This window comes from Pseudomonas sp. 57B-090624 (assembly GCF_003234055.1).
GTDB classification, from domain to species: Bacteria; Pseudomonadota; Gammaproteobacteria; order Pseudomonadales; family Pseudomonadaceae; genus Metapseudomonas; species Metapseudomonas tohonis.
This window is the reverse complement of record NZ_QKRU01000039.1, coordinates 25,330-40,575: the sequence shown is the minus strand read 5'-3', so window position 1 is coordinate 40,575 and position 15,246 is coordinate 25,330. Positions and strand designations below refer to the sequence as shown.

General features: G+C 62.8%; 17 protein-coding genes and 1 other RNA gene. 11 read left to right on the top strand and 7 right to left on the bottom strand.

Annotation, left to right across the window (positions count from 1 at the left end):
- Positions 1 to 111 precede the first annotated feature (111 nt).
- Both DMX10_RS18805 and DMX10_RS18800 read right to left on the bottom strand, forming a co-directional pair.
- Positions 112 to 1,074 carry a hypothetical protein gene (locus tag DMX10_RS18805; RefSeq protein ID WP_111262479.1) on the bottom strand — a complete coding sequence of 321 codons (963 nt, stop codon included), beginning with the start codon at positions 1,072 to 1,074 and terminating at the stop codon, positions 112 to 114.
- 136 nt (positions 1,075 to 1,210) lie between these two features.
- Positions 1,211 to 2,110: a GlxA family transcriptional regulator gene (locus DMX10_RS18800; protein ID WP_178082980.1), complete on the bottom strand. Its 900-nt coding sequence runs from the start codon at positions 2,108 to 2,110 to the stop codon at positions 1,211 to 1,213.
- Between the two features lie 246 nt (positions 2,111 to 2,356).
- Between DMX10_RS18800 and DMX10_RS18795 the strand changes: the two genes are divergently transcribed.
- Positions 2,357 to 3,493 carry an acyl-CoA dehydrogenase family protein gene (locus DMX10_RS18795; RefSeq protein ID WP_111262477.1) on the top strand — a complete coding sequence of 379 codons (1,137 nt, stop codon included), beginning with the start codon at positions 2,357 to 2,359 and terminating at the stop codon, positions 3,491 to 3,493.
- Positions 3,494 to 3,578: 85 nt separating this feature from the next.
- The gene (nfi, locus tag DMX10_RS18790; protein ID WP_111262476.1) at positions 3,579 to 4,286 is read left to right on the top strand and encodes a deoxyribonuclease V; all 708 of its coding nucleotides are present in this window, start codon (positions 3,579 to 3,581) and stop codon (positions 4,284 to 4,286) included.
- Between the two features lies 1 nt (position 4,287).
- Here nfi and DMX10_RS18785 read toward each other — a convergent pair whose 3' ends face one another.
- On the bottom strand, positions 4,288 to 5,325 hold the full coding sequence (locus tag DMX10_RS18785; RefSeq protein ID WP_111262475.1) for an NADP(H)-dependent aldo-keto reductase: 1,038 nt from the start codon (positions 5,323 to 5,325) through the stop codon (positions 4,288 to 4,290).
- Between the two features lie 273 nt (positions 5,326 to 5,598).
- Between DMX10_RS18785 and rplM the strand changes: the two genes are divergently transcribed.
- The 7 genes from rplM (at position 5,599) to DMX10_RS18750 (ending at position 10,414) form a co-directional block, all read left to right on the top strand.
- Entirely contained in the window at positions 5,599 to 6,027 is a 429-nt protein-coding gene (rplM, locus tag DMX10_RS18780; protein WP_021217864.1) for a 50S ribosomal protein L13, read from the top strand.
- Between the two features lie 14 nt (positions 6,028 to 6,041).
- On the top strand, positions 6,042 to 6,434 hold the full coding sequence (rpsI, locus tag DMX10_RS18775) for a 30S ribosomal protein S9 (protein ID WP_111262474.1): 393 nt from the start codon (positions 6,042 to 6,044) through the stop codon (positions 6,432 to 6,434).
- Positions 6,435 to 6,685: 251 nt separating this feature from the next.
- Positions 6,686 to 7,279 carry a ubiquinol-cytochrome c reductase iron-sulfur subunit gene (gene petA / locus DMX10_RS18770; RefSeq protein ID WP_111262473.1) on the top strand — a complete coding sequence of 198 codons (594 nt, stop codon included), beginning with the start codon at positions 6,686 to 6,688 and terminating at the stop codon, positions 7,277 to 7,279.
- On the top strand, positions 7,279 to 8,490 hold the full coding sequence (locus DMX10_RS18765) for a cytochrome bc complex cytochrome b subunit (protein ID WP_111262472.1): 1,212 nt from the start codon (positions 7,279 to 7,281) through the stop codon (positions 8,488 to 8,490). The genes petA and DMX10_RS18765 overlap by 1 nt, the downstream gene beginning before the upstream one ends.
- The gene (locus DMX10_RS18760; protein ID WP_111262471.1) at positions 8,490 to 9,272 is read left to right on the top strand and encodes a cytochrome c1; all 783 of its coding nucleotides are present in this window, start codon (positions 8,490 to 8,492) and stop codon (positions 9,270 to 9,272) included. Before DMX10_RS18765 ends, DMX10_RS18760 begins: the two co-directional genes overlap by 1 nt.
- An 88-nt stretch (positions 9,273 to 9,360) precedes the next feature.
- A complete protein-coding gene (locus DMX10_RS18755) occupies positions 9,361 to 9,978 on the top strand; it encodes a glutathione S-transferase N-terminal domain-containing protein (RefSeq protein WP_111262470.1) in 618 nt (205 codons plus the stop codon).
- Between the two features lie 13 nt (positions 9,979 to 9,991).
- Entirely contained in the window at positions 9,992 to 10,414 is a 423-nt protein-coding gene (locus DMX10_RS18750) for a ClpXP protease specificity-enhancing factor (protein WP_111262469.1), read from the top strand.
- Positions 10,415 to 10,462: 48 nt separating this feature from the next.
- On the opposite strand, the gene DMX10_RS18745 is transcribed toward DMX10_RS18750, so the two are convergent.
- Genes DMX10_RS18745 through DMX10_RS18730 form a run of 4 tightly spaced genes read right to left on the bottom strand, consistent with a single transcriptional unit; the run spans position 10,463 to position 13,788 of the window.
- A complete protein-coding gene (locus DMX10_RS18745; RefSeq protein WP_111262468.1) occupies positions 10,463 to 10,993 on the bottom strand; it encodes a BON domain-containing protein in 531 nt (176 codons plus the stop codon).
- A complete protein-coding gene (locus DMX10_RS18740; protein ID WP_111262467.1) occupies positions 10,990 to 11,583 on the bottom strand; it encodes a phosphoheptose isomerase in 594 nt (197 codons plus the stop codon). Before DMX10_RS18740 ends, DMX10_RS18745 begins: the two co-directional genes overlap by 4 nt.
- Positions 11,584 to 11,611: 28 nt before the next feature.
- Complete coding sequence (locus DMX10_RS18735; protein ID WP_111262466.1) at positions 11,612 to 11,980, bottom strand: YraN family protein; 369 nt, start codon at positions 11,978 to 11,980, stop codon at positions 11,612 to 11,614.
- Positions 11,977 to 13,788 carry a penicillin-binding protein activator gene (locus DMX10_RS18730; protein ID WP_111262465.1) on the bottom strand — a complete coding sequence of 604 codons (1,812 nt, stop codon included), beginning with the start codon at positions 13,786 to 13,788 and terminating at the stop codon, positions 11,977 to 11,979. Before DMX10_RS18730 ends, DMX10_RS18735 begins: the two co-directional genes overlap by 4 nt.
- A 152-nt stretch (positions 13,789 to 13,940) precedes the next feature.
- Between DMX10_RS18730 and rsmI the strand changes: the two genes are divergently transcribed.
- Both rsmI and rnpB read left to right on the top strand, forming a co-directional pair.
- Positions 13,941 to 14,783: a 16S rRNA (cytidine(1402)-2'-O)-methyltransferase gene (gene rsmI, locus DMX10_RS18725; protein ID WP_178082979.1), complete on the top strand. Its 843-nt coding sequence runs from the start codon at positions 13,941 to 13,943 to the stop codon at positions 14,781 to 14,783.
- A gap of 40 nt (positions 14,784 to 14,823) precedes the next feature.
- An RNA gene (gene rnpB / locus DMX10_RS18720) (RNase P RNA component class A) lies at positions 14,824 to 15,181 on the top strand.
- Positions 15,182 to 15,246 lie beyond the last annotated feature (65 nt).

Sequence of the window (15,246 nt, the reverse complement as noted above, 5' to 3'; positions counted from 1 at the left end):
GCTGGAAGCCTGAAGCTTAAAGCCTGAAGAAAAAGCAATGCGGGCCGAGTTCATCGGCCCGCATGCTCTTCCAGCTTCCAGCTTCCAGCTTCCAGCTTCCAGCTTGCAGCGCTAGCGCTGCGCCACTTCCTTCTCATACTGCTTCAGCAGTTGCTGTGCATGGGCCACTTCCAGGGCCTCCATGGCGTTGATCGGCTTGATCGCCACTGCTTTCTTCAGGTGCTCCATGACCTTCTGCTCTTCGTCGTCGCCATAGACGTAGAGGAGTGCATTGGCGTACTCGTAGTGGCCGATCGGCAGGTCATCCTTGGCGCTGAAGGAGCGGGTGAAGTACTGCTCCATCTTGTCCGAGCTGACCCCGTAGGTCATTTTCCCGACCAGTTTGCCGACCTTGCGGATCACGCCGGCTTCGTAGCCGCCGTAGAGCGCGAGGGCGAAGGGTTGGCGCGGCTGCTTCTGCAGCAGGGCGTCCAGTTCCTCGGGGATCTGGCTGGTGTAGCCGCGCTTGAGCACCACCGGCACCGACAGCTCTTCACCCAGGCGGGCCTTGGCGTAGACGCGGCCGAACTGGGCCACGGTGTCGGCCTGGACCAGTTCGCCAGCCTCGTCGGTGTACTTGATCACTTCCTCCAGCAGGCGGTGCTTCTCCTCCTGGCTGGGGGCGAGGAACATCGCGTAGATGACCTGCGCGAACATCGCCGGCACCTGGCCGCCGACGCCCAGCGCCAGGCCCTGCTTCTTGGCTTCGGCGAAGTCACCCTTGAACATCAGGCGCCACACGTCCTGCAGCCTGGCGGCATAGGCCTCGGCTTCCTCGGGCTTGCCGGTGAAGCCGGTGTTGCCGGTCACGGTCATTTCCAGCGCCTTGGGGTTCTGGGTGGCCATGGTCACCACCCAGTCGGCATCCGGGAAGGGGTAGTCAGGGCCGAAGCCGCGGGTCAGCTGGGGCCAGGCCTGGCGCAGCTTGTCGCCGGAGTAGTCGTAGGCGGCCTGGTCGTAGGGGAAGGGTTTCCAGTCGTCTGCAACGGCTGTGAAGCTGGCGGCAGCCAGCAGGGCAAGCAGGTAACGGCGCATGGTTGAGTACCTTTTATTGTTGTTCTTCATCCGCCGTACCGCTGACGGAAAAGGTTCGGACACCCCTGTGGGGACCATGCCCGGATCATAATTCGCTGCCGCCACCGGCCAACCCATCCTTGGGATGGCCGCCTGCTCAGTCGCCCTTGTGCTGGAACTGCCTGCGGTACTGGTTGGGGGAGAGATTGGTGTGCTGGCGAAACAGTCGGGCGAAGAAGCTGGCGTCGTCGTAACCCACTTCGTAGCTGATGGTCTTGATGCTCTTGCGGGTCGCCGAAAGGAGGCCCTTGGCTGTTTCGATGCGTAACCGTTGCAGGTAGTGCAGGGGTTTGTCGCCGGTGGCGGCCTGGAAGCGACGCATGAAGTTGCGGATGCTCATGCCGTGGTCGCGGGCGACGTCCTCGAAGCGGAACTTGTCGGCGAAGTGCTCCTCGAGCCAGTGCTGGATCTGCAGGATGGTCACGTCCTGGTGCAGCTTCTGCCCGCCGAAGCCGATGCGCCCGGGGGCGTAGCTGCGCTGCACTTCGTAGAGGATGTCGCGGGAGACGGCCTGGGCGATGCTGGCGCCACAGAAGCGTTCGATCAGGTAGATGTACAGGTCGCAGGCGGAGGTGACGCCGCCTGCACAGTAGAGGTTGTCGGCATCCGACAGGTGCTTTTCCTGGTTCAGCAGCACCTTCGGGAAGCGCTCGCCGAACTCGCGGAAGAAGCGCCAGTAGGTGGTCGCCTCCTTGCCATCCAGCAGCCCGGCCTGGGCCATCCAGAACACGCCGGTGGCCTCGCCGCAGATGGAGCTGCCGGCGGCATGGCGCTCGCGCAGCCATTGCAGGACCTGGGGGTGGCGCTCGCAGAGGGCGTCGAAGTCGTCCCAGAAGGCTGGAAGGATGATGATGTCGGCCTCGTCCAGCGCACCGTCGACCGGCATGATCACGTCGCTGAAGCTGCGCACGGGCAGGCCGTCCGGGCTGACCAGGTGGATCTCGAATGCGGGCTTGAGGCCGAGGCCCTGGAGCTTGCTGTAGCGGAGGCTGGCCATATGGAAGAAATCCTTGGCCTGCATCAGGGTGGAAGCGAAGACACCTTCGGTGGCGAGGATGCTCACCCGCCTTAGGATGGGGGACTGCTGGTTGGTCATGGTCTTGTTCTTATAAGGGGAAAGCGGTCATTAGCCGGCTGGATCGTCTTATTTTTTGTCGCAACTGTCCAGTGTGCGTCTGGTACGACTGTCCTACAGTCTCTGGCCTTCAACCTCGAACCCAGACGCATCCGCCAAGGTGACCGCATGATTCCCAGAACCCTGTTCAGCTCCGATCACGAACTCTTCCGCGACAGCGTGCGCAAGTTCCTCGAACAGGAGGCGGTGCCCTTTCATCACCAGTGGGAGAAGGACGGCTACATCGACCGCGCGTTGTGGAACAAGGCGGGGGAGGCCGGGATGCTCTGCTCGCACATCCCCGAGGAGTACGGCGGCATGGGCGCCGACTTCCTCTACAGCACGGTGGTGATCGAGGAGATCGGCCGCCTGGGGCTGACCGGCATCGGCTTCTCGCTGCATTCGGACATCGTCGCACCCTATGTCCTCCATTACGGCTCCGAGGAGCTGAAGCACAAGTACCTGCCGCGCATGGTGACCGGCGAGCTGGTGACCGCCATTGCCATGACCGAGCCTGGCGCGGGCTCGGACCTGCAGGGCGTGAAGACAACTGCCGTGCTGGACGGCGACGACTACGTGATCAACGGCTCCAAGACCTTCATCACCAACGGCTACCTGGCCGACCTGGTGATCGTGGTCGCCAAGACCGATCCCAAGGCCGGCGCGAAGGGCACCAGCCTGTTCCTGGTAGAGGCGGGGGCGCCGGGTTTCTCCAAGGGCAAGCGCCTGGAGAAGGTGGGCATGAAGGCCCAGGACACATCGGAGCTGTTCTTCCAGGACGTGCGCGTGCCCAAGGAGAACCTGCTGGGCCAGGCCGGCATGGGCTTCGCCTACCTGATGCAGGAGCTGCCCCAGGAGCGCCTGACCGTCGGTATCGGCGCGCTGGCGTCGGCCGAGGCGGCGCTGAAGTGGACCCTCGACTACACCCGCGATCGCAAGGCCTTCGGCAAGGCCATCGCCGAGTTCCAGAACACCCGCTTCAAGCTCGCGGAGATGGCGACCGAGATCCAGATAGGCCGCGTGTTCGTCGACCGCTGCCTGGAGCTGCACCTGCAGCGCAAGCTGGATGTGCCCACCGCGGCGATGCTCAAGTACTGGGGCACCGATCTGCAATGCAAGGTGCTGGACGAATGCGTCCAGCTGCACGGCGGCTACGGGTTCATGTGGGAATACCCGGTGGCGCGCGCCTGGGCCGATGCCCGTGTGCAGCGCATCTATGCGGGCACCAACGAAATCATGAAAGAGATCATCGCGCGCTCGCTGTAAGTCCCCTGGTCCGCCGCCGGGCTGAGCGGCGGACCCTTCCTGCGGGCTCCGGGTCTACCTTGTGTCGACCTTTCGGAGCCTGCTCATGAATTCTTCCCCTTTCGATGACTGGGACGGCAGTGTCCGCCACGCCAAGCGCCTGCAGGGCGACTTGGCGGCACGGGTGCTGCTGGTCGACGATTTCTCGCCGCTGAAAGTGGTGGCGGGCGTCGATGTCGGCTTCGAGGAGGGCGGCCAGATCACCCGGGCCGTCGCCGTGTTGCTGGATGCCGATGACTACCGCCTGCTGGGCCAGGTGGTGGCGCGGGTGCCGACATCCATGCCCTACGTGCCCGGGCTGTTGTCCTTCCGTGAGCTGCCGGGCCTGCTGGAAGCGCTGGCCGGTCTGCCGCAGCGGCCGGACCTGGTGTTCTGCGACGGGCAGGGGATCGCCCATCCGCGCCGGCTCGGCATCGCTTCGCATCTGGGCGTGGTCACCGGGCTGCCGACCCTCGGGGTCGCGAAGACGATACTGGTGGGGCATCACCAGGAGCCGGGTCTCATGCGTGGCGATCATGTGCCGCTGGAGCACGACGGAGAGCAGATCGGCTGGATGCTGCGCAGTCGCGATCGAGTCGCGCCGCTGGTGGTTTCGCCAGGGCATCGCGTATCCATGCGCAGCGCGCTGGAGCTGGTGCTGCGCGGCTGTCGGGGCTATCGGTTGCCGGAACCGACCCGGCTGGCGGATCGGCTGGCCTCACGGCGGGGCGACATGCCGGTTGCCCGTGATGTCGCGCCGGGTCTGTTCGACTAGGTCAGGGGGCAGGGTTGGGCTGGCCTCGATGGATCTCGGCGATGCCTTCGAGTACCGCATCTGGCAGCGTCAGCTCGCTGCTGGCGAGGTTGCTCTCCAACTGCTCAAGGGTGGTGGCGCCAATGATGTTGCTGGTGACGAAAGGCTGCGCGGTGACGAAGGCCAGGGCCATCTGTGCCGGGTCCAGGCCATGTTCGCGGGCCAGCGCCACGTAGCGCGAGCAGGCGGCCTGGGCCTGCGGGTTGGTGTAGCGGGCGAAGCGGCTGAACAGGCTGATGCGAGCGTTGGCCGGGCGCGCACCGTTCTCGTACTTGCCGGACAGCATGCCGAACGCCAGCGGTGAATAGGCCAGCAGGCCGCAGCGCTCACGGATCGCCACTTCCGCCAGGCCTACTTCGAAACTGCGGTTGAGCAGGTTGTAGGGGTTCTGGATGGAGGCGGCGCGGGGCAGGCCAAGCTGATCGGCCAATTGCAGGAACTTCATCGTGCCCCAGGGCGTTTCGTTGGACAGGCCGACATGGCGGATCTTGCCCGCCTTCACCTGTTCGGCGAGGACTTCGAGGGTTTCCTGGAGCGGGGTGAAGTCTTCATCGCGGTGCTGGTAGCCCAACTGGCCGAAGAAGTTGGTGCTGCGCTCTGGCCAGTGCAGTTGGTAGAGGTCGATCCAGTCTGTCTGGAGGCGCTTGAGGCTGGCATCCAGTGCCGCGGTGATGTGCTGGCGGTTGTGCTTGAGGTTGCCGTCGCGGATGTGGGTGATACCGTTGCCCGGCCCGGCCACCTTGCTGGCGAGTACCCAGTCGGCGCGGTCCCTGTTCCGGGCGAACCAGTTGCCGATGATGGTTTCTGTCGCCGCGTAGGTTTCCGCGCGGGGCGGGACCGGGTACATCTCGGCTGTGTCCAGGAAGTTGATGCCGTAGGATTTGGCACGCTCGATCTGGGCGAATGCCTCTGCCTCGGTGTTCTGTTCGCCCCAGGTCATGGTGCCCAGGCACAGGCTGCTGACCTTGATATCGGTGTGGCCGAGTTGGCGGAATTCCATGCAGCGCTCCTCTGGTGGCAAAGATAGCTATCAAATCAGGTTGAAATTTTCCGTGCAATCGGCATAATTCCGCGGCTTTCTTTGCGGGGATGCCTAGCTCGCGAAGAAGGAAGGTGGGGATGCCTAGCCCGCCGAAACCCTTATGCCGTGTGCGGACGCGCTGACCCGAGCCCCCGATAGCGTCTGTTTCCGGCTGCCCTGTGTTGCCAGGGCGAGCACTATTCAGTAAGATCCGCCGTCTTATTTTCAGGGCGGCCCCTGAGGCTATAGCGAATGAAGACTTTTACTGCAAAACCGGAAACTGTTAAGCGCGACTGGTATGTCGTCGACGCTGCCGGTCAGACCCTGGGTCGTCTGGCCACCGAAATTGCTAGCCGCCTGCGCGGCAAGCACAAGCCGGAATACACCCCGCACGTTGACACCGGCGACTACATCGTCGTGATCAACGCCGAGCAGGTACGTGTGACCGGTGCCAAGACTACCGACAAGATGTACTACTCGCACTCCGGCTTCCCGGGCGGCATCAAGGAAATCAACTTCGAGAAGCTGATTGCCAAGGCCCCTGAGCGCGTGATCGAGACCGCGGTCAAAGGCATGCTGCCGAAGAACCCGCTGGGTCGCGACATGTATCGCAAGCTGAAGGTGTACAAGGGTTCTGCTCACCCGCACACCGCTCAGCAGCCCCAAGAACTGAAGATTTAACGGGATAGTTCATTATGTCGGCGACTCAAAACTACGGCACTGGCCGTCGCAAGACTGCAACCGCACGCGTATTCCTGCGTCCGGGTACTGGCAAGATTTCCATCAACAACCGCAGCCTGGATCAGTTCTTCGGCCGTGAAACCGCTCGCATGGTCGTGCGTCAGCCGCTGGAGCTGACCGAGACCGTCGAGAAGTTCGACATCTACGTCACCGTCCTCGGTGGTGGTGTCAGCGGTCAGGCTGGTGCGATCCGTCACGGTATCACCCGTGCCCTGATCAGCTACGACGAAGCGCTGCGCAGCCCGCTGCGTAAGGCCGGCTACGTGACTCGCGATGCTCGCGAAGTCGAGCGTAAGAAGGTCGGTCTGCGTAAAGCGCGTAAGCGTCCGCAGTACTCCAAGCGTTAATACGACGCTTCGAAAAACGCCCAGGCCCTTGTGGATCTGGGCGTTTTTTTATGCCCGCGAAAACGCCCTGCGACAGCTTGTCGCATGCGCGTAACCCTTATCTCTCAAGGCTTTCAGCAGTTTTGTATCCGGCTATTACCTTGTCAGGAGAGGGGGTTTTCTTTACCATTTGGCGAATTTTTTGCGCGGCTCGATTTTTACTTAGTAGAGGCCTGAACAACAGGCCACAAAAGCTGATGGGAGACGACTGAATGAGCAATGACGGCGTGAATGCAGGCCGGCGTCGCTTCCTCGTAGCAGCCACATCCGTGGTGGGTGCTGCAGGAGCGGTGGGTGCTGCGATCCCGTTCGTGGGGTCATGGCAGCCCAGTGCGAAGGCCAAGGCCGCAGGGGCACCGGTGAAGGTGAATATCAGCAAGATCGAAGCAGGTCAGCAGATGATTGCTGAATGGCGCGGTCAGCCGGTATTCATCGTTCGCCGTACCGAGGAGATCCTCGGCAACCTGGGCAAGATCGACGAGCGCATGGCTGACCCGAAGTCCGAAGCATCCGTGCAGCCGACCTATGTCGATCCGCATAACCGCTCGATCAAGCCGGAGATCCTGGTTCTGGTCGGTCTCTGCACCCACCTCGGCTGCTCGCCCTCCTTCCGTCCGGAAGTTGCGCCTGCCGACCTGGGCGCCGAGTGGGTAGGGGGCTACTTCTGCCCCTGCCACGGTTCTCGCTACGACCTCGCGGGCCGTGTCTACAAGGCGCAGCCCGCACCCTTGAACCTGCCGGTGCCGCCCCACTCCTACGAGTCGGATGATGTCATCGTCATCGGTGTGGACCAGGAGAAGGCCTAATGAGCAAATTCATGGAATGGATCGATGCGCGCTTCCCCGCGACCAAGATGTGGGAAGACCATCTGAGCAAGTACTACGCTCCGAAGAACTTCAACTTCTTCTATTTCTTCGGCTCCCTGGCCCTGCTGGTCCTGGTGAACCAGATCCTCACCGGCATCTGGCTGACCATGAGCTTCACGCCGTCCGCGGAAGAAGCCTTCGCCTCCGTCGAGTACATCATGCGCGACGTCGAGTACGGGGCGATCATTCGCTACCTGCACTCCACCGGCGCCTCGGCTTTCTTCATCGTGGTCTACATGCACATGTTCCGCGGCCTGCTCTACGGCTCCTACCAGAAGCCGCGTGAGCTGGTTTGGATCTTCGGCATGCTGATCTACCTCGCCCTGATGGCCGAGGCCTTCATGGGCTACCTGCTGCCCTGGGGCCAGATGTCCTACTGGGGTGCCCAGGTGATCATCTCGCTGTTCGGTGCCATCCCCGTCATCGGTGGTGACCTGACCCAGTGGATCCGCGGTGACTACCTGATCTCCGGCATCACCCTGAACCGCTTCTTCGCCCTGCACGTGATCGCCCTGCCGATCGTGATCCTCGGCCTGGTCGTGCTGCACATCCTGGCTCTGCACGAAGTGGGTTCGAACAACCCCGATGGCGTGGACATCAAGAAGCTGAAGGACGAGAACGGCATTCCGCTCGACGGCATCGCCTTCCACCCCTACTACAGCGTGAAAGACATCGTCGGTGTGGTGGTCTTCCTCTTCGTGTTCTGCTTCGTGGTGTTCTTCTTCCCGGAGATGGGTGGTTACTTCCTCGAGAAGCCGAACTTCGAACAGGCGAACCCGTTCAAGACCCCTGAGCACATTGCGCCGGTGTGGTACTTCACCCCGTTCTACGCGATTCTCCGCGCGGTTCCGGACAAGCTGATGGGCGTCATCGCCATGGGCGCTGCCATTGCCGTGCTCTTCGTCCTGCCGTGGCTGGATCGCAGCCCCGTCAAGTCGATGCGCTACAAGGGCTGGCTGAGCAAGATCTGGCTGCTGGTCTTCTGCGTGTCCTTCGTCATCCTCGGCGTGCTGGGTGTTCTTGCGCCGACCCCGGGCCGTACGCTGCTGTCGCAGGTGTGCACCATCCTGTACTTCGCGTACTTCATCCTGATGCCCTTCTACACCAGGATGGAAAAAACCAAACCGGTTCCGGAAAGGGTGACAGGCTGATGAAAAAGCTATTCGCTGCATTTGTTATCGCTGCACTGCCGGCCTTGACCTTCGCCGCCGGTGGCCATGATGTAGAACTGGATCATGTCGACATCGACCTGACCGACAAGGCTGCACTGCAGGACGGCGCTCGTACCTTCGCCAACTACTGCATGGGCTGCCACAGTGCCAAGTTCCAGCGCTATGAGCGCGTGGCCAAGGACCTGGGCATTCCCGAAGAGCTGATGCTGGAAAACCTGGTGTTCACCGGTGCCAAGATCGGCGACCACATGCAGATCGGCATGAAGCCGAGCGATGCCAAGACCTGGTTCGGCGCCGCGCCGCCGGACCTGACCCTGGTCGCCCGTGTTCGTGGTACCGATTGGCTGTACAGCTACCTGCGCAACTTCTACGAAGATCCGGCGCGTCCCTGGGGCGTGAACAACAAGATCTTCCCGAACGTCGGCATGCCCAACGTGCTGGTCGGCCTGCAGGGTCGCCAGGTCGTGGGTTGCAAGCAGGTCCAGGCGGTCGAAGAAGGCAAGAAGCAGTACGATCCGCTGACGGGCGCTCCCATCACCCATGAGGCGTGCGACCAGCTGACCATCGTGCCGAAGACCGGCAAGCTGAGCGAGGCCGAGTTCGACCAGAAGGTGCAGAATCTGGTGACCTTCCTGGCCTACTCCGCTGATCCGAACAAGCTGCACATGCAGCGCATCGGCACTTACGTTCTGCTGTACCTGGCCTTCTTCTTCGTGTTCGCCTACCTGCTCAAGCGCGAATACTGGAAAGACGTGCACTGATAGCTGGCTTCACCGTTGTATACTCGCGCGCCCTTCATGGGCGCGCGCGTTTTTCTACTACTGCATAACTTCAAGCGAGGAGGGCGCCATGGCCGTGACCAACAGGTTGGCCTGTTACTCCGACCCCGCAGACCACTATTCCCATCGTGTACGCATCGTGCTCGCCGAGAAGGGTGTCGCTGCGGACATCATCGATGTCGAGCCGGGGCGCTGTCCGCCCAGGCTGGCCGAGGTCAACCCCTACGGCAGTGTGCCGACCCTGGTCGATCGCGACCTTGCGCTCTACGAGCCCACCGTGGTCATGGAGTACCTTGAGGAGCGTTATCCGCACCCGCCGCTCATGCCGGTCTATCCGGTTGCACGGGGCAACACCCGTCTCCTCATGCACCGCGTTCAGCGTGATTGGTGCAGCCTGGTGGACCAGATTCTCGACTCCCGGGTGAAGGAGGCCGCCAAGGCCGTCGCTCGCAAGGAGTTGCGCGAGAGTCTCACTGGCGTATCGCCACTGTTCGCCGACAAGCCATTTTTCCTGAGCGAAGACCTCAGTCTTGTAGACTGCTGTCTGCTGCCGATCCTCTGGCGCCTGCCGGTGCTGGGAATCGAGTTGCCTCGCCCTGCCAAGCCGCTGCTGGACTACATGGAGCGCCTGTTCGTACGCGATGGCTTCCAGGCCAGTCTGTCAGCCGTCGAGCGCGACATGCGCTGATGAGGAGCATCTGATGAACTCCAGTCGTCCCTACCTTGTCCGTGCGCTCTACGAGTGGATAGTCGACAACAATTGCACCCCGCACCTGCTGGTCAATGCGGAGCATGCCGGTGTCCAGGTGCCGGCCGGTTATGCCAACGATGGTCAGATCGTGCTCAACGTTTCTCCCAGTGCCGTGCGTCACCTGCACATGGATAACGAAGCGGTGAGTTTCGAGGGGCGTTTCGGTGGCGTCGCCCACACCCTCTACATTCCTGCGGCGGCGATCATGGCCATCTATGCGCGGGAGAACGGGCAGGGCATGGTCTTCGATCTGGAGCCGCCGGTGGTGGACGACGAGGACCTGGGCCCCGAGGATGATGGTCCTTCCGGCGGCGATCCGTCCGGAGGCTCGCCGCGACCCAGCGGGCGCCCCAGTCTCAAGGTGGTCAAGTAATAAAAAAGGCGATCCGGTTGGATCGCCTTTTTTGTATCCGCAATTCGATCAGTTGGTGTACTCGAACAGCTTGACGATGCGCTGTACGCCGGAGACGCCCTGGACCACGCTGGTGGCCTTGGCTGCTTCCTGGCGGGTCACCAGGCCGAGCAGGTAGACGATGCCGTTCTCGGTCACGACTTTGATCTGCGAGCTGGGGATCTGGCTGTCGGCCAGCAGCTGGGTGGTGATCTTGGTGGTGATGGTGCTGTCGTTCATGCGGGCCAGAGTCGAGGAGTTCTGCCCGACATGCAATTCGTTATGCACCTTCTTCACGCCCTGTGCGGTGCGCGCGGCCTGTTCGGCCTGGGCCTTGAGGTTGTCGTTGGGGGTCTGTCCGGCCAGCAGCACGACGCCGTTGTAGCTGGTCACGACGATGTGCGAATTGGTCTTGAGATCAGGGTTCGCCGCTTCGATCTTGGCCCGCACCTTGGAAGGCGTGGACTGGTCGTCGATGGTCTTGCCGATGGTGCGGCCACCACAGCCACCTAGAACCAGGGTGACGGCGAGGCAGGCGAGGATCAGAGGGGAACGCGTCATTCTTCACTCCCAAACAGTTGACGATCGATCAGGTCACAAAGGCAATGGATGGCCAGTAGATGAACCTCCTGGATGCGCGCCGTGGACTTGGCGGGTACGCGGATCTCCACATCTTCGGGCAGCAGCAGCGAGGCCATGCCGCCGCCGTCGCGGCCGGTCAGGGCTACGACAATCATTTCGCGGTCATGTGCGGCCTGGATGGCCTGGATGATGTTTGCGGAGTTCCCGCTGGTGGAGATCGCCAGCAGGATGTCGCCGGGTTGGCCCAGGGCGCGGATTTGCTTGGAGAAGATCTCGTTGTAGCTGTAGTCGTTGGCGATGGAGGTGATGGTCGAGCTGTCGGTGGTCAGTGCCAGCGCGGGCAGGCTTGGGCGTTCGCGCTCGAAGCGATTGAGCAGCTCCGAGGAGAAGTGCTGGGCGTCGCCGGCGGAGCCGCCATTGCCACACGAGAGTATCTTGCCCTCGTTTAGCAGGGCGTTGACCATCACCATGCTCGCGTGCTCGATGTGCGGAGCGAGCATTTCCATGGCGAGCAGCTTGGTGTCGATGCTGGCCTGGAAGAGCTGGCGGATTCGGGGTTGCATGTCCATCGGGTTGACCTTAAGTGGGAGCGACTGCTCAGGTATCAAAGGCGTTCTGCAGCCATGTCAGTCGCGGGGGTGAGTCGCCATCCATCGAGTTGATGGCGACCACGTCAAATCTGCACGGGTATCGAGACCAGCGGGACTCCTTCAGGAGGAAGTGCTGGGCAGCGGTGATCAGCTTGGCGCGCTTGCGCGCATCGACGCTCTCCAGGGCGCCGCCCCAGGCGGCATGCCGTCGGTAGCGTACTTCGACGAATACTACTGTATCGCCGTCCAGCATGACCAGATCGAGCTCGCCTCGCGGGCACCGCCAGTTGCTGGCCAGCAGGCGCAAGCCATGACCTTCGAGGTGGGTGCGGGCAAGGGCCTCTGCCGCTTGCCCGCTGCTCTGTCGCTGGCTCAAGAATCGCTGTCGGGGAGGCGCTGCACCTGGCCGTCGCGGAATTCGGCCCAGGGCAGCTGGCGCTCGATGCGTTGAGCGGGGTTCAGGCTCAGGCTGCCGGAGAGGCCGTCGACACGACTTTCCGGCAGGGCCTTGAGCTGGTTGAGGCGCGGGGCGAGGCGATAGGCGTCCACGCCCATGGCGTAGAGGCGGCCCAGGCTGCCCCCGGCTTGCGGCCATTGGCGATCGACCTGCTGGCGCAGCGGGTCGTTGCTGTTGAGCAGCCAGGGGGTTTCGCAGAAGCGGATGCCATTCAGGTCCAGATACTGGGCCTGGTCGTTGCTGCCGGTGTACAAGTGGGAGGTGGCATACACGGGCACGTCGCCAGCGTACTGGAAGGCCAGGGTGGGTTTGATCTGCTGGGCCTGCTGCGGAGTGGCGGCGAGGAAGATGAAGTCGACGTCCTGGCGGCGCGAGGGTTGAGCGGCGACCTGTGTGCCGAGGGTGCTCTGCAGGCGCTTGGTGCGCGATTCGCTCTGGCGCAGTTGGAACAGGTCGGCGATCTGCTGGGCCAGTTCCACCGGCTGATCGACGTGCTCGGCTGCGATCAGGCTGCCGCCGGACTGCTCCCAGTTCTGGCGGAATGCATTGAGTACACGGTCGCCCCATTCGCCACGCGGCACCAGTGCTACGGCGCGACGCATGCCGTCGCCCCAGGCGCGGCGGGCCACTTCACGGGCTTCGTCCTCGGCGGCAAGGCCGAATTGGAACAACTGGGCGGGGCCTTCCTGGCCGGCGTCGCTGTAGTTGAGGGCAAGTGTGGTGATAGGCAGTTGCTCGCGGTCGCTCATCTGCTTGACCAGCGGTTTCTCCAGTGGCCCGACCACGAGTTGTACGCCGTCGGCCTGTGCCTGGCGGTAGAAGTCATCCAGGGAGCTGAGGTGCGAGCTGTCGTAGAGCTGGATGGCTGGCGGGTTCTGGCCGGCCTGCTGAGCCTGGTAGTGAGCGGCGAGGAAGCCGTCTCGAAGGGCGCGGGCCACCGAGGCGAGCGGGCCTTCCTGGGGCAGCAGCAGGGCGATCTTTGTCAGGGGCTGATTGGCCAGTTCTTTCAGTTTGAGAAGGGGGGCAGGGAGCTGCTCGGCAGCTGGGTGTTGCGGATTCTGGGTGCGCCAGGTTTCGATGGCCGCCTGTTGTTGCTCCAGGGTGCCGGCGCTCTTGGTCACGCGGGCCAGCTCCATCCAGCCGGCGAGGTCGGCGTCGCCGCCGGCCTGCAGCTGGTTGGCTGGCAGGTTGGATACCAGGGTCCAGATCGCTTCGTGGTTGGTCTTCTCGGCTTCGCCGCTGAGCAGCGGGGCGATGAATACGCGCTCACGTGCTGCGGCGAAGTTCTGGCCGTCGGCCTCAAGGGCGCGGGCGCGAATCAGTTGGGTGCGGACCTGCTGTTCGACCGGCAGCTCGGCCAGGCGCTCCAGGCTCGGATGGCCCAGGGCCTTGAGGGCGCTCTTGGGCTGGTTGCGTGCCATGGCGAGTTCGGCCGCAAGGGTGCTGGCGTATACCTGCTGGGCGGGCTTGAGGCCGTCCAGCGGGACCTGCTCGAGAATGCGGGCCGAGCGGCCTATATCCTGCTGCTTGTACGCCAGGTCGGCGGCGGCAAGGCGCAGGAGGGCGGCTTGCTCGGGCTTGCTGTCGTTCGCTTGCTGGAGCATCTGCTCGATGCTGGCTTGGGGCGTGCGGGGCAGTTCGCCGAGAGTTGAGGTGGGCGAACTGCCACAGGCGGCCAGCAGGCCGACGAGGCAGAGTGCGGAAAGCGGGCGCAGGCAAGCGATCATTTAACGATCCCGGTACTCGATCAAAGAAGCGTCGGATTGTACCCAAGGCCCGTCCGGGGTGCGATGTTGGAGGTCAGAAACGGGCTACAATGCGCGCCTTTAAGTGAATTCCGAGGTGTCTTGTGACCGTTTCCCCAGGCTCTGTTGCCACCTTGGGCAAACTTTACGTGGTGGCTACGCCCATTGGGAACCTCGATGACATCAGTGCTCGTGCGCTGCGAGTGCTGCGCGAGGTGGCACTCATCGCAGCCGAGGACACCCGCCATTCCGTACGCCTGCTTCAGCACTTCGGCATCAATACGCCCTTGGCGGCTTGTCATGATCACAATGAGCGCGAGGAGGGTGGTCGCTTTCTGGCGCGTCTGCAGGCAGGCGATGATGTCGCGTTGATTTCCGATGCGGGCACCCCGCTGATTTCCGATCCTGGCTATCACCTGGTTCGGCAGGTTCGGGCCGCCGGCATCGCCGTGGTGCCTGTGCCGGGGCCCAGCGCTCTGATCGCGGCGCTTTCCGCGGCGGGCCTACCCTCGGATCGCTTCATATTCGAGGGCTTTCTTCCCGCCAAGACGGCCGGCCGCCGCTCGCGCCTGGAGTTGGTAAAGGAAGAGCCGCGCACGCTCATTTTCTACGAGGCCCCACATCGGATACTCGAATGCCTGGAGGACATGGTGTCGATCTTCGGAGGGGAGCGTCAGGCGGTGCTTGCGCGTGAGTTGACCAAGACGTTCGAAACGCTGAAGGGTAACCCGCTGGCCGCGCTGCGCGATTGGGTTGCAAGTGATAGCAATCAGCAGCGGGGTGAGTGTGTGCTGCTGGTGGCGGGCTGGCAGGAGCCCGAGGGCGAAGATGCGATCAGTGGTGAAGCGTCGCGCGTACTCGATCTGTTGCTTGCCGAGTTGCCCCTGAAGCGAGCGGCGGCGCTGGCTGCGGAAATAACCGGGGTGCGCAAGAACCTGCTCTACCAGGCTGCGCTGGAGCGCCAGGGCGATTCTTGAGCTTGTTCTTCTGCTGGCCTGCCGCTACCCTTGGCGGCGGAGAGTCGATCGGACAGTCGCTGTCTCATTTCGTTCGCGATTTTGAGAGGGAGGAAAGTCCGGGCTCCGCAGGGCAGAGTGCCAGGTAACGCCTGGGAGGCGAAAGCCTACGGAAAGTGCCACAGAAAATAACCGCCTAAGCGCGCAAGCGCCGGTAAGGGTGAAAAGGTGCGGTAAGAGCGCACCGCGCGACTGGCAACAGTTCGTGGCTAGGTAAACCCCACTCGGAGCAAGACCAAATAGGAATCCTTGGCGTGGCCCGCGTCGGATTCGGGTAGGTTGCTAAAGGCTGTCAGTGATGGCAGCCGTAGATGAATGACTGTCCACGACAGAACCCGGCTTACAGATCGACTCTCCACTTTCCCCCACTTCCGCTTTATTTGCTCCACGTCTGAAATACCGAAAAAATCTTATTCTTGAGAAA